Annotated in this window: 6 protein-coding genes and 2 pseudogenes; 2 read left to right on the forward strand and 6 right to left on the reverse strand. The window is 44.6% G+C overall.

Annotated elements, in window-relative coordinates; translation table 11 throughout:
* Positions 1-42: 42 nt before the first annotated feature.
* Positions 43-3201, forward strand: a complete 3159-nt coding sequence (locus QUA57_RS19775) for a tetratricopeptide repeat protein (RefSeq protein WP_333063185.1) — start codon at positions 43-45, stop codon at positions 3199-3201.
* Between the two features lie 146 nt (positions 3202-3347).
* Here the strand turns inward: QUA57_RS19775 and QUA57_RS19780 are convergent, their stop codons facing one another.
* Positions 3348-4715 carry an aldehyde dehydrogenase gene (locus QUA57_RS19780; protein ID WP_333063186.1) on the reverse strand — a complete coding sequence of 456 codons (1368 nt, stop codon included), beginning with the start codon at positions 4713-4715 and terminating at the stop codon, positions 3348-3350.
* 163 nt (positions 4716-4878) lie between these two features.
* Here QUA57_RS19780 and QUA57_RS19785 point away from each other — a divergent pair, with 163 nt between their 5' ends.
* Positions 4879-5799: a glycine betaine ABC transporter substrate-binding protein gene (locus tag QUA57_RS19785; RefSeq protein ID WP_333063187.1), complete on the forward strand. Its 921-nt coding sequence runs from the start codon at positions 4879-4881 to the stop codon at positions 5797-5799.
* Positions 5800-5941: 142 nt separating this feature from the next.
* Here QUA57_RS19785 and QUA57_RS19790 read toward each other — a convergent pair.
* From QUA57_RS19790 to QUA57_RS19810, 5 genes and pseudogenes are all read right to left on the reverse strand, one after another.
* Positions 5942-6289: pseudogene (locus QUA57_RS19790) on the reverse strand (IS1 family transposase); the annotation flags it as partial.
* A 15-nt stretch (positions 6290-6304) separates the two neighbouring features.
* Positions 6305-7627, reverse strand: a pseudogene (locus tag QUA57_RS19795) (IS701 family transposase).
* Between the two features lie 518 nt (positions 7628-8145).
* Positions 8146-9231 (reverse strand): DUF3474 domain-containing protein, encoded by a 1086-nt coding sequence (locus QUA57_RS19800; protein ID WP_333063188.1) that lies wholly within the window; start codon positions 9229-9231, stop codon positions 8146-8148.
* A gap of 736 nt (positions 9232-9967) precedes the next feature.
* Positions 9968-11434 carry an amidophosphoribosyltransferase gene (gene purF, locus QUA57_RS19805; protein ID WP_333063189.1) on the reverse strand — a complete coding sequence of 489 codons (1467 nt, stop codon included), beginning with the start codon at positions 11432-11434 and terminating at the stop codon, positions 9968-9970.
* 907 nt (positions 11435-12341) lie between these two features.
* Positions 12342-14369: a bifunctional serine/threonine-protein kinase/formylglycine-generating enzyme family protein gene (locus QUA57_RS19810; protein ID WP_333063191.1), complete on the reverse strand. Its 2028-nt coding sequence runs from the start codon at positions 14367-14369 to the stop codon at positions 12342-12344.
* Between the last annotated feature and the right edge of the window lie 498 nt (positions 14370-14867).

Consider the following 14867-nt stretch of genomic DNA (forward strand, 5'->3'; position numbering starts at 1 on the left):
ACTAAATTGAGTGTGGAATTTCGGGATACCCGAAGGCAAAGAATGGCTGGAACTGTGCTAGAATCGGCATTAGGGATATTCGGGACTGTCATTCGGTATCGGGATTCCCGAAACTTTCCCGAAACTTTTTTTAGCCATTTACTTTCCGAAGCTATGCCCAACCAGGGAAAAGGCGAAAAGTCTCGGCAGCGAGTGATTGATTTGGTTGAGGCGCTGCTAAATTATGCGTTGAATGATACAAATCGCATCTCTTATCTCCGCGCCGATTGGAAAGGTGACACCACTGAGTTAACCGTCACGGCGACACTGGAAGCCCTGCGCCACCTGCTGAAAGATAGAGGCAGCTTTAAACCAAATAAGACAACATCTGACTTGCAAGTTAGAAAGTACATCGGCGAGGTACTGACTGATTATCTCGAAAAAAAGCTGAAAATTCTAAAGGATAACCGGCCGCAGACGGCAAGGCGGGGTTGTAGCGATTGGAATTTTACTCTCAAGCTGTGGAGTAGGGACAAAACAGAGAATTTGCAAAAGTTGGCAGAAGTGTGGGGCGTTAACGGCGAACCCGGTATCAGCAGTCAGATTAACAGCGGACCAAATACTGACGGCAAAAGCGAGAATGATGATGTGCCGGCAGATGCCCCTCCTGACAAACCCAGGGTGGCTTTCTCTCAACTACCTGACTCTATTCCTGTGTGGAAAGGGCGGGATGAATTGGTGGAAAATTTAACTGCAAAATTAGTACAGATTCTGCCCGATGGCACTTCGCCGCCGAAGGTATTGGCGATTATCGGGCAAGGCGGTATGGGCAAAACGAGTTTGGCTGTGAAACTTGCAGAAGCATTGGGAGTGAATTGGCAGAAGTCTGTTTTTCAAAAGGGGGAAAGTTTGCCCGGTGGCGATTATAAGTGCGCGATGTATTTCGAGGCAAAGGAGAGAATGAGTTTTGATGACGTGGCTGGATTTCTGTTAAGAAGTGAAGGTTTGGGGATTCAGGCGGCGGAAGTGTTGAAAACTGCCGATGAAAAGATAGCGAAAATTATGGCTGGCTTGCAACAAACTCGCTGTCTTTTGGTACTCGACAACCTGGAATCTATTTTGCATCCTGCTGTTGAGGCGGGAAATCCAGACTGTTTGGCTGCGGCGCAGGTACATCGAGCAATTTCACCGGATTGGGGTAAGTTGCTGAATGCTTTGGTTTATCAGCAGCACCAATCGCAAACGATTTTAACCAGCCGGGAAGTGCCTGCGGATTTGGCACATACCCGCTATCCGGGGTTAGCACCGGATTCGGAATTGGTGCATATAGAAGTGTTGCAAGGTGTGGATTTAGCGGCGGGTGTCGAGATTTTGCAGCAGCGAAAGTTGACTGATACATTAGCTGATTTGCAGTGGATATCTCAGCGGGTTGAAGGTCATGTTTTTTTATTAACTCAATTGGCGGCTCTGGGCAAGGGAAAACCGGGGTATCTGCGGCAGCATCCCAAATTGGTAACGAAGAATGCAGAACCGATGTTGCGAGACCAACTAACAAGGCAAAGTGAAGAGGCAAGAGATTTGCTGCGTCGGATGTGTGTTTTGCGAGTGCCGATAGATGTCAGGGGTTTAACTTTTTTGCGAGTGTATACGGATGATGTTGAAAAAGATACCCGCTTTAAATTAGCAGCAGAATTAGCAGCACCTGCGGAATTTACAGACTCAGAAATTAACGATACAGAAGCAATTTTACCGCAATTAGTCGGTGCCAGTTTGGTGCAGCGTCGTTATGACGAGAAGAAATATGAGTATTTTTATGATTTGCACCGGGTGATTGAGGAGTTTTTGCAAGGGGAATATAGAGATGAACTGCCACAACTGCTGGAAAGTGTTTATAAGTTTTACTGCACTGGTAAAAATGTGGCTAATCCTCAAAGTTTAGAAGATTTACAAGCTGTTCTTGAAGCTCAACATTTTGCCTTTAGGTTGGGCAACTATCTCGAAGCTTACGACTTAATCCCAGATGAATACTTAAGAAGGTGGGCATACTGGAATTTATCAAAAGACTTGTACGAGCAAATATTACCTTATGTTGAAGACGCTCGACGCTCTTATTGCTTGATAAAATTAGGTGAAATTCATCGGAATGTTGGGAATTGGGATGTAGCAGAAAAATATGTTCAAGATGGGCGAGCCATCGCAGAAAAAGAAGATAATAAGAGACACATTGCTAGTTCATTATGGATGTTGGGAGATATCAAGCGAATTCGCGGCAATTGGGATGAAGCTGAGAAACTCTACCGGCAATCTTTGGCATTGAGCACAGAATTGGGCGATGGCTCGGGCATGGCAACTTCTTGGGGTTTGTTGGGAGATATCGAGCGAAAGCGCGGCAATTGGGATGAAGCTGAGAAACTCTTTCGGCAATCTTTGGAAATGATGACAGAATTGGGCGATCGCCAAGGGATGGCATCTTCTTGGGGAGTGTTGGGAGATATCGAGCGAAATCGCGAGAATTGGGATGAAGCTGAGGAACTCTACCAGCAATGTTTGGAAGTGATGACAGAATTGGGCGATCGCTGGGGCATGGCATTTTCTTGGGCATCGTTGGGAGATATCGAGGGGAATCGCGGCAATTGGGATGAAGCTGAGAAACTCTACCGGCAATCTTTGGCATTGAGCACAGAATTGGGCGATCGCCAAGGGATGGCATCTTGTTGGGTAGTGTTGGGAGATATCAAGCGAATTCGCGGCAATTGGGATGAAGCTGAGAAACTCTACCGGCAATCTTTGGAATTGAGAACAGAATTGGGCGATCGCTCGGGCATGGCATCTTCTTGGGGACTGTTGGGAGATATCGAGCAAAATCGCGGTAATTGGGATGAAGCTGAGAAACTCTACCGGCAATCTTTGGAAATGATGACAGAATTGGGCGATCGCGAAGGGATGGCAAAGTCGATCGCTTGTCTGGGATACAATGAACTCGGTAGAGGCAATCTAGATACAGCAGAACAACTGTTAACAGAAGCTTTAGGAAAAATGCAAAAACAGGGGATGACTTGGCATATTGCCGAAGTTAACTACTATTTAGCGCGACTTGAGCGAAAGCGCGGCAACACAGAAGTTGCTCAACAACATTACGATACAGCACATCAAATTTTACAACAATTGGGAGCCGCCAAGGATTTGGAGAGAATCGATCGAGAATGGCACAGCACCGATTAGAACAGGGATATGGGATTGAAGGAGGCGATCTTTGCTAACAACAAACACGTCAAGCATTCAGTCCGGCAGGGGTTTCAACCCCTGCCGGACTTCGGAAGAAAGAAACATCCCTGGGGGGTGAGGGGGAATCTGGTGCTTAGGCAATATCAACCGATCAGCTTTTTAATCAAATCCAACTTACCTAGATAGGGAGCGTACCGCCATTTTAAGTCAAGTAAAAATGACTTTTGCAGCACGCTTTTTTGATGCGAAAAGGTGTCAAAAGTTGCTTTGCCGTGATAGGTGCCGATGCCGCTGTCGCCAACTCCGCCAAAAGGTAAATAGCTTAGTCCGCCTTGCATAACCGTGTCGTTTATGCAAACTCCGCCGGAAGAAGTTTCCCGCAAAACTCGCTCTTGTTTCTCTTTATCCTTCGAGAACAAATACAAAGCTAGGGGTTTGGGACGGGCGTTGATTTGGGCGATCGCCTCCCCGAAATCATCATATTCCAAAACTGGCAAAATCGGCCCAAAAATCTCATCCTGCATCACAGGCGAATCCCAGGAAACCTTGTCGAGAACCGTCGGTGCAATATATTTATCTTCGGGGTTTGTTTGACCGCCGGCGACAATTTCTCCGTCTTTCATTAACTCTGCCAAACGTCCTAAATGATGCTGATTGATAATTCGGGAATAGTCGGGACTTTTCTGCGGCTCGTCGCCGTAAAATTCGTGAATTGCTGTTTTAATTGCCTGGATTAAATCTGGTTTAACTTTTTTATCAACTAACAGGTAATCGGGAGCGATACAAGTTTGACCAGCATTGATAAATTTGCCCCAGGCAATGCGTTTAGCAGTGTATTCAAGTTGAATATCTGAGTCTACAATGCAAGGACTTTTGCCGCCTAATTCTAATGTGACAGGTGTCAGGTGTTTGGCGGCGGCTTGCATCACTATTTTACCGACTTTTGTGCCTCCGGTAAAGAAGATGTGGTCGAAATTTTCCGCTAATAATTGTTGACTGGTTTCGACTCCTCCTTCGACGGCGGCTACATAGGCGGGATCGAAGGTTTTGGTAATCAAGTCGGCGACAACTTTCGAGGTGTGCGAGGCGACTTCTGAAGGTTTGAGGATGGCGCAGTTGCCTGCGGCGATCGCCCCGATCAAGGGTGATATCATAAGCTGAAATGGGTAATTCCAAGGCCCGATGATTAAAACTACGCCCAAAGGTTCTGGGTAAAGGCAGGCCGATGCTGGAAATTGCTCGATCGAAGTACGCACTTTTTTCGGCTTTACCCACGATTTAACGTTTTTGATGGCATAATTAATGTCTGCGATCGTAGCAAGTTCAAAATAAGCCTCGTACTCCGGCTTGTTCAAATCAGCGTTGACAGCATCCACAATCCGTGATTGATTGGAAGCGATCGCACTTTTGAGATTCTTGAGTTGTTCGATCCGAAAATCCACATCCTTAGTTTTCCCAGTCGCAAAAAATTGCCGCTGCTGCTGGATAATATCGCTGACTCTGATTACCATATTTATTGCTCCATGTCTATCAATAAATGTTACAGCAGGAAAACGCAACTTGCGTAAAGTGCGATCGGTGTTAAAGCGCAGACTTCTTGAACAAGTCTGCGATCTGGGCTTTATGCTATAACTTATAAGGTATTAATTGTAGATTTTTAATTTGAGTTAAGTCATGAAAATCTCTAAGAACGATTTTTTTTTCTATTCCTGCTGGCTGCTTTGCTTGCTTGCAGTAGCAGGATGTACCTCTAAGCCCCAAAAGCAAGTTGTCATCTGCTCGAAAGACTTTACCGAACAAGTCATCCTCGCAGAAATTTTAGCACGCCATATCGAAGCTAAAACAGATATCAAAGTAGAACGAGAACTGAATCTCGGAGGCTCGCTTTGCCATCAATCCCTAACAGCAGGTAAAATCGATTTGTACGTCGAATACACGGGTACTGCTTACGCCAACCTGCTCAAACAGAAACCGATTTCTGACCCCAAAAAAGTCCTCGATTACCTCAAACAAGAATATCCCAAACAGTTTAAAGCTGAATGGACGGAACCGCTGGGATTTAATAACAGTTTTGCGATTATTGTGCGGGGAGACGATGCGAAAAAACTCAATTTACAAACTCTCTCGCAACTTGGGAAAGCTGCACCTAAACTCCGGGCTGGTTTCGGCCCAGAATTTAACGAGAGAGAAGATGGATTTCCCGGATTGGCTAAAACTTACGGGATTAAGTTTCGAGAAGAACCGAAGGAGTTGCTGTTAGGATTGCTTTATCAAGCGCTGCAACAAAAAGAAGTAGATGTGATTGCTGGTAATACGACGGACGGTTTGATTCAAAGTTTAGGTTTAGTAGTTCTCAAGGATGACAAGAACTATTTCCCGCCCTACGAAGCAGTTCCGGTTGTGCGATCGCAAATTTTGGATAAATACCCAGAATTGCGTCAAGTGCTCGCAGAATTGGGCGGCAAAATCTCCGAGGAAGATATGCGGAAACTAAACTACCAAGTTGATAAACAACAGCAGGAAGCCAGACAAGTGGCGCGGGAGTTTTTGCAGCAAAAATTGGGCTTTTCAAATCCCGAACCTAGCGCAAAGTAATCGGCACTTTCTCTCCTACAAGTTCACTTTATATGCGTAGCAGCTTACTTAGAACAGGAGTTTAAACTAAGACAGAATAAAGAGATGCATTACTGTAGATTGAATGCACTAAAAAATGAAAAATAAACAACTTGAGCTAGTCCTAAACAAGTAATGATAAATTGTAGTGACGGATAAAATACCCAATCGCACCGATGTGATTATTGAATGACTTAGAAAAAGATAAGGTCTTTCGTACCAAACGAGACATTCGTTGTCGGAGAGTGTTATTGAAGCGCTCGATATAAGTGGTTTTACCCGTTTCTTTCCCGACCGCCTGATGCCGCTTACTTGGTAACACCTTCGAGTAAGCCGCCCAGAAATCCGTGTAGACGACGGCACATTGTCGATAAACCCGCGGTAATGATTTCCATAATTCACTCGCGGCGGCCGAGTCTCTTGCCCCAATGTAAACCCCGACAATTTCACGGGTCTTGGCGTCTAAAGCTAACCCTCTTTTGTCACTCTACGCAGAGGAAAACTGGAAATAAGGGATATTGAGGTTTTGAAAAATTGAACCAGTTAAATTATTGACAAGCATTTGAAGTTTAAAAAAGCCCTCGGATAACTTAGGAATAGTAAAAACTCGTAGCCAAGGTTTAATAAAGTTAAATAGTACAAATGGTTGAAGTATTAAACGGAGGTTGTTAAGAATATTCTTCCACCCATTTCCTTGAGCCCACCAAGGATATGATAAAAAATTAGATTCAGATTGTGGTGGTAATTTTAGCAGTTGTTCAGAGTGGAGACTAACCATCAAATAAGCCCTAAAAATAATTTCCCACCATTTTTCTATTTGTGGATAATTAGTTAAGCGAAAATCTGCCCATCCTAATTCGTTTTTACTTTGCTTCAAACCATATTCTACCCAAGTTCTTAAAGCATAAAAATTACCTACTTCTCTGGGTGTAATGTTGGGAAATTTACTCATTACATACCAAGTAGTGTGTTTGGGCAGCTCCTCTTTATCAGTTGTGATTTGCCAATATTTAATTTCCGGATTATCACCACAAATAATCTCTCTTATATATCTGTCTTCCGAGCTTAAATCTGAGAAGACACGTTTGAATCTTTGCCACTTTGAAGATTTGACTTTCGCGTCTGTAACTCCCCATGCTTTGTGGTTAGAGCGAATTGCCACAATAAAATTTAGATTCCATTTCTCTAGTATTTGAATTAAATTTTTACTATTCTCTCCGTATAAACTATCTGCTAGGACCAGATTAAATTTAAATCCTATCGCACGCAATTGTTTGATCATTTTTGCGGCAATTTCAGGTTTAGTTAGATCTTCATCTCCTGGTTGCAGTCTTTCTCTCGGTTTATAAACTTCAAATAATAGAGGAAAAGTCAGACCAGATCAAACACCATACGCTGTAACTGCAACGATACCATTATCTGTTTTACCTAAATTTCCACTGTACTGCCGTTTTACATAATCAGTCGCATCCCCCTTTTTTGTCTCTCCTGTCTCATCAATTATTAGTAATATTGGACGCCCTTGAAGTACATATAATATTAATTCTAATCGTTGCTGACTTAATTTTTTTACATCCCAAGGTGATTGTGTTAAAAAATGGTGTAATGGTTGATGATTATCTAGCCCTATAAGTTTCGCTATTGATGGTAGTGTTTTGCGTTTTATGTCCGATATCATACCGACATATAAGTAATTAAAAGCTTCAAAGCTCCTAACTTCGGGAAATATGTTTTGGTAAATTTGACAATATTCATCTATAAATTGGACTGTGGGTACTGGTTGACGAGGCTCTACCCTAGGACTGGCAATGCTTTTGTGGTGTGTCACTGATTATACTACCACGAGAGTGACAAAAGAGGGTTAAATTCGACTGTCGAGCGGGATGCAATGGAAGCTGTGCTTCGCACAGCGGCTTAACCGCCAAGGCGGTTGCTATAAGTCCAGGAATCTTATTCCGTTTGGGCAAGACTTTCGGTACTAATTGGGTAGGTAAATACTCTCACCAGTCGCTCTAACCTCACTTGTTTCTTGCTCTTGTATCAAGTTCAACAAGATTGTCCGTAAAAGAAACTGGGCTGGTGTCAGTAGTTTTTATAAGTGAGTCTGATAAAATATTGGTAACATTTATTTTGGGCATAGCGACCGTGTAACGATTTGACTCCCTATCTTTTTTTACTATAATTCGGGTGCATTTTTACCCACTCTGGGTTTGGGGCCGCTTGTTACCCCTCCAGATGTGGAACATTTAATTAAACACGCCCAAAAATAATGAAAAACCCGGTTTCTTTAAGAAGCCGGGTTTTTGCGTATTCTATTGTTTATTTAAGCTACTTAACTTCAGCCGATCGCCGACTGTTAGGTGATTCGTAGTAAACTCCAGAACCTGTATCCGAGACAAAATGACAATCCCAGTAAGAGCGAATAAAGCTCTTCCAAATTGGCTCGGTTGACTTGCGATAATAATCGCCCAACACTGGCTTGATGGCTTCCGTTGCTTCCTTCAAGTGATAGTGCGGCATGGTCGAGAAAATGTGGTGGGCTACGTGGGTGCCGATATCGTGATGGATGGAATTGATGATTCCGTAGTCGCGATCGATCGTAGACAATGCACCTTTCAAGAAAGACCAATCTTTACCGCGATACCAAGGAATATCGGCTTCTGTGTGGTGCAGGAATGTTACCAAATCCAGCCACATCACGAACACTACATAGGGAACTAAGTAGAATTTCAGCAAAAACAGCCAACCAAACTGATAGGTTAGCGCGCCTAAAAAGCCTACCATCAGTACCAAGGATGCGGAACTCGTCAACACATCCCATTTTTCGGAGGGACGGAAAATCGGGCTACCGGGCATGAAGTGAGAACCAGTTCGATCGGGCGATCGCCGAAATAGATAAATTGGATAGGCAAATAACATCAAATAAAAGCGTCCCAGCTTTTCGTACCAAGGCATTTGATTGTATTTGCTCTCCGATACCGGATACCAGCTTTCGTCGTTATCTAAGCTGCCTGTATTTGCGTGGTGGGTTCTGTGACTAATCCGCCAACCGTGGAAGGGCACGAGAATTGGAGCGTGGGAGAGGTGTCCGATCAGGTTGTTGAGCCATTTGCTCTTAGAAAATGAACCGTGTCCGCAGTCGTGGCCCACTACAAACAATGCCCAAAACATGGTTCCCTGCATCAACCAAAAGATTGGGTAAAACAGCCAGGAATCGACGGTGTAGGCGATCGCATACAAACCTGCGATGATGCCAATATCTAAAAAGAAATAAGCCAGAGATTTCCATGCCGAGGGCTCAAAACAATGGGCTGGAATGGCTGCCTTGATATCTTGAAGAGTAAAAGGTAACTCTGCTGTACGAGAGAACGAGTCTTGATTGCTCGGGGGATTGAGAACAGTATTTGATTGCACGAAGTTTCCGATTTAAGCTGACTTGAGAAACCGCATTCCGCCTTGTAACAGTCAATCGATTTTAGATTTTAGATTTTAGATTTTAGATTCACTCCACAGATGAATCTGGGGGCTTAAACTAAGATCTAAATTTTTTGGCTCTCCCGGACTGGAGTCGGGGGGTTGTATCCCTATGCAGGTGAAGTCACTTTCAACCCGCAAGGAGCCATATTTTTACTCTGCAAGGGTTCCTAAAGTTCTTTAGTTCGCATGAACAGCCCGTCCGCGATTCTCAAGCAAGTTGGCTTGTGGAATACTTGTGTGGGAAAAATTTGTGCGATCGACCCTGTTATCTGAAAAAATCTCATGTGCCCGTTGTTGGTGCGAAATGCGACTTCCATCTGAGAGTGGACATCTGGAGGAACTACCTCCAGTCTGCAGGTAGCATACAGCGATTCGAGCAAGAATTGTGAACGAGAGTGTAGGGAAAGACCATCGATTTTAGATTGGCGATTTTAGATTCAAGGACAAATCTCAAATCTCAAACCTGCAATCTCAATCTAAAATCCGAGTGTTGGGTTTGACACAAGTTCTACCCAAGCGACTGTTCACTACTGTTCACAAATTCTGCAAGAATTGCTAAAGCTAAGTTAATGTAACATTTCTACACACATTCTGGCAATGACTTACCAGAAAAAATAGAAAACCCATAAATTGGGGAAAGTGACGGGCGATCGCTTTCCCACTTTTTGATTTTCTAGGTTCCAGCTTTTTCTAATATGAGCTTAGACCGTTTTACCACTTCTGGAACGTCGATCGGATAATCACCAGTGAAACAGGCAGAACAAAAACTCATCGGGTCTTCGTTAGTCGCCTTCAGCATTCCATCCCAACTCAAGAAAGCCAAAGAATCAACCCCTATTTGGGCGCCGATTTCTGCGACTGACTTAGTAGCAGCAATCAACTGATCTTGATTGTCGGTGTCGATCCCGTAGAAACAAGGATGAGTCACCGGCGGCGAAGAAATTCTCATGTGAACTGCCGTTGCGCCCGCATCCCGCAAGGCTTTGACTATTTTGCGGCTGGTAGTGCCGCGCACGATCGAATCATCGATAATAATTACTCGCTTCCCTTCCAACACATCTTTGAGAGGGTTGAGTTTCATGCGAATTCCTGACTCCCGCATTGTCTGAGTCGGTTGAATAAAAGTGCGCCCGACGTAGCGGTTTTTAATCAATCCTTCGGCGTAAGGAATGCCGGAAGCTTGAGAAAAGCCGATCGCCGCCGGGATTCCAGAATCGGGAACGCCGATGACTATATCAGCATCAGCCGGAGATTCTGCTGCCAACAAACGCCCGATCCGCAGCCGGTAGCTGTACAAACTTTCACCTTCCATCTGGCTGTCGGGTCGAGCAAAATAGATCATTTCAAAGATGCAAAGTTTGCGCTTCTGCTGCTGACTCCAGTGGAAGGAAGCCATACCTTCCTCTGTAATCCAAACTAATTCTCCCGGTTCTACGTCCCGCAAAAATTCAGCACCTATAATATCCAAGCCACAAGTTTCCGATGCTAAAACGTACCGTACCGGAGTTGTGGGGAGGATGCCAATTACCAGCGGGCGGACGCCATGCGGGTCGCGGACTCCCATCACGCCTTTGGGGGTGGCGATCGTCAAACTAAAGGCTCCTTGGCACATAGCAAAGGCGCTGATCGCTGCTTCCAGCCAGTCTTTGCCCTTGTCTACCTCGGAACCGATCGCCACGGCGATCGCCTCTGAATCCGTCGTGCTGACAAACTCGCACTTCCGAGACAGCAATTCTTCCCGCAATTCTTTGGTATTGACAAGATTCCCGTTATGTGCCAATGCGAGACTTCCCAAACGGGTTTCGACGACAACAGGTTGAGCGTTGACAACCCGCGACGAGCCGGTAGTAGAGTAGCGAGTGTGGCCTACTGCTAAGTTACCGGGCAAGTGACCTAAACTCGATTCGTTAAAGACTTGGGAAACCAGTCCCATATCTTTGTGCAGGTGGACTTTTTCACCTTCAAAGGTGGCAATTCCTGCTGATTCCTGACCGCGGTGCTGCAAAGCATACAAACCGAAGTAGGTCAACTTGGCGACATCTTCACCCGGTGCGTAGATACCGAAAACGCCACAAGCTTCCTCGGGCTTGTCGGGTTTGCTAGAATGCTCGTCAGCCGCGAAGGAATGGTTGGGAATCATAGATGGGTGGGTTCCTAATGGGGAAGGTGGGTTAGGGGGACAGTTTCAGCGGGAAATCTTGTTTGCGAAAGCGTCGCATAACTTAACATTCCCTTAATCTTGCCACGGATCTGTCATTATTTCCAACTCGTGTAGCATTTCAGACAGAAGCGATGCGGCGTTTAATGGCATTGTAGTATCGATCGCCCCCCGATCCTATATTAACCTTGATTAATTGTGGGCGACGGATTCGGTGATTGAAAAATACTGTTGGCGAATTCGCCAAGGTGTTACCCCTCACATCTGGAATGCAGCATTTGGGTTCGCTTTGGCTAGTTAATAGCTATATGGTTAATTAAACATTTAGTGCAGAGCCACCATTTTTAGCGGTGAAGGGTGAAACCATTTTTAAATTCGCCAGCAGTCTCTTGCAATCGCTTAAGAGTCCAACTCTCGTCCCAACAGAGGGGAACGAAGAAATAGGCGATCGTGCAATGGAAAATAAATTAGAAACTTGCTTGACGGGCTTTTTCAAATATTAGGATTTAAGGGCGATCGAGCTTGACTTATTCATAAAATTGACCTACTATATCATCATGGGAATCTGTGCGGCCATGTAAAGTCAATTTTGGCGCGGCAAGTTATGGCAATAGCACGGAGCAGATAAGTTTTTCAGTTTAATTTGTAGGGTGCGTCGCTGCGAGATTCTCGATCGAACTTGCAGATTGTTTCGGGCGACGCACATTACTAATTTGTGGTGCGTCGCTGTGAAATTGTCGATCAAACTTGCAGATTGTTTCGGGCGACGCACCGTACGCCTTCAACCCGCGCACCATCCGGTAAAGTCTCGTGTAGGCGCGGTTTCAACCGCCCAGCCTTAAAAAAAAGTCCTCGCGGGAGACTACAGCAAAGAACCGAAAACCGGAGACTACGCGGAAACCAAAGCCACACGAAAACCGATGTCTGAAAAACGATCGCCCGCCGAATTGCTAAGACGATAGGCACTGCGACAATTCACCGCAGTGTCGTTCCAGGAACCGCCACACCGCACCGGGCGATCGTTGTCGAGATGACTGCACCATTCCCACACATTTCCGTGCATATCATAAAGTCCAAAAGCATTGGGTGAAAAATTCCCGACATCAGTTGTTTGTTTGCGGTAAAGTCCCTTCGATGCCCCAGCGTAGGGATTATTGCCATTATAATTAACTAAATCCGGGGTAATTGTTTCACCAAAAGAGAAAGGTGTTTTAGTTCCGGCGCGACAAGCATATTCCCATTCCGCTGGTGAAGGTAAACGATAAGTCTTGCCTGTTTTTTTAGAAAGCCGCTTGCAGAATTCCACAGCATCATTCCAGCTTACTTTTTCGACAGGAAGTTTCGCACCTTTGAACTCAGAAGGGTTATTTCCCATCACCGCTTGGTATTGTTCTTGAGTGATCTCATATTTACCCATAAAAAAAGCAGGCATATTCAGGGTACGCTGCGGCCCTTCATAGCTACTTCGTCCGGCTTCCGTATCGGGGGAACCCATCACGAAACTGCCACTAGGAATTGCTACCATGTCTAGAGTAATACCATTCCCCATATTTTCTATCAAAGTCTGTGCTTTTCCTGGACGGCGGTTGGCGATTTGCCCCGTTGAGTTGACTGTCACTATTTCAAAAGTAAAGCTTTTTAAAGCATTGGAAAATGGCTGAGGTTTTGGAGTTTCTGGTGCGGGTTTTGGAGATGGTTTTGGAGATGGTTTTGGCGATGAACTTTCTGCTACAGATTGTGGAGATGGTTTTGGCGATGATTTTTTAGCTGTAGTTTTTGGAGATAATTTTTGAGCTGATGATTTAGGAGATGGCTGCTCATTTTTGGATGAAGGTGGAAGATTTGGTGAAGATGAAGAAGATTTGTTGTTCAACAAACTTTGACTCAGCAGGGCTAATGCAAATCCTCCCCCAGCAAAACCCGCTAATTGCAATAAACCTCGCCTTGTTGTGTTAGTTTGTAACGGCAAAGAGTGTTGTGGAATCACAGGGACTGTGGGGTTTAGTATCGGTGCAGGAGTTGGTATTGACTGACCTTGAAAATCTTTTAAAACTTCATCTGCTGATTGATAGCGCTGCTGGATATCTTTTGCCAACAACTTAGATAAAATCACTTCCAATCCCTTGTCTATGGGACTCTTCAAATGTTGCTGCCAATTTGCAGTCCAACTATAACCGTGTTCCGTCCACAAACCATAAGGATGTACCCCCGTCAGTAGATGAAAAGCCGTCGCCCCCAAGCTAAACAAATCGCTGGCTGCATAAGCCTCCCCCCCTTGCATTTGTTCAAGCGGTGCATAACCATGCGAACCAATTTGCGTTCCCTGTCGCGATATCACTGTTCCCGACAACTGTTTGGAAACTCCGAAATCAATTAGCATTAACAAACCGTCGCTGCGACGGCGCATAATATTTTCAGGCTTGATATCTCGGTGAATAATTTTTTGTTCGTGAATAAACTTGAGAACAGGTAGAAGTTCGAGTAATAGTTGCTTAACTTGGCTTTCTTGCCAAATTCCCTGATTTTGGAAAAGCGTCAACAAATTATCCCCATCCACAAACTGCTGTACGAGATACAAATATTTGTTGTCTTCAAAGTAGGCATCTAGTGATGGAATTTGGGGATGTTGTCCTAGCTGTTGCAGTTGTCTGGCTTCTTGCTGAAATAATTCTACCGCTTTGCTAATCGCCCAAGTTCCCTGGACATCTGGTGCTAATTGTTTAACGACACAGGGTTGATTGAGTCGATCAATATCTTCTGCTAAATAGGTTCTGCCGAAGCCACCTTGACCGAGGAGTTTGATCATGCGGAAACGATTTCGCAGGAGGGGTACGAGTTCCAGGCCGCAACTGATGCAATATGTTTGTCCGTCGGGGTTTTCGGGTTTTTGACAGTCGGGATTGATACAGCAAATCATTTGTTTTATGAATGATATTGTTTATATTGTATAGGACTTACGCATGGGGCCCAGAAACCGGGTTTTTTTTATGAAAATACTTCGTTCGGTCTCGCAGATTCGGTAAAAAACCCGGTTATGAAGGCGGAGTGCGTCCAGTAGTCTAATTTGTAGGGTGCGGATATGTGAGATTTGCATCTTACTTGGAGATTGTAGATGGCCACGCGCCCTAAAGCTTCAACCCACGCACCATAAGGTTTTCGTTGGTGTAGACGCGGTTTCAACCGCCGATTCCAATTCTTGAAAAATTTTGTAACTACCGCAAACTACTTCGATACAAGTATCCCCTTCCAGCCGAAAGTAGAAAAGGGGCGACGAACCTGTCTCAACCAAACCTGCTGGATTTTGAAAAGGATAGGACAAAGTAGATAAAATTTGACTCTTATAGTCATTTCAAATAAATGTGAGACAGAGGTAAGATCATGATAAAATCGATAAAAATAGTTAATTAGAAAAAAA

Origin of the sequence: Microcoleus sp. Pol7_B2 (assembly GCF_036701035.1) — a bacterium.
In the GTDB taxonomy this organism is placed as follows: Bacteria; Cyanobacteriota; Cyanobacteriia; order Cyanobacteriales; family Microcoleaceae; genus Microcoleus.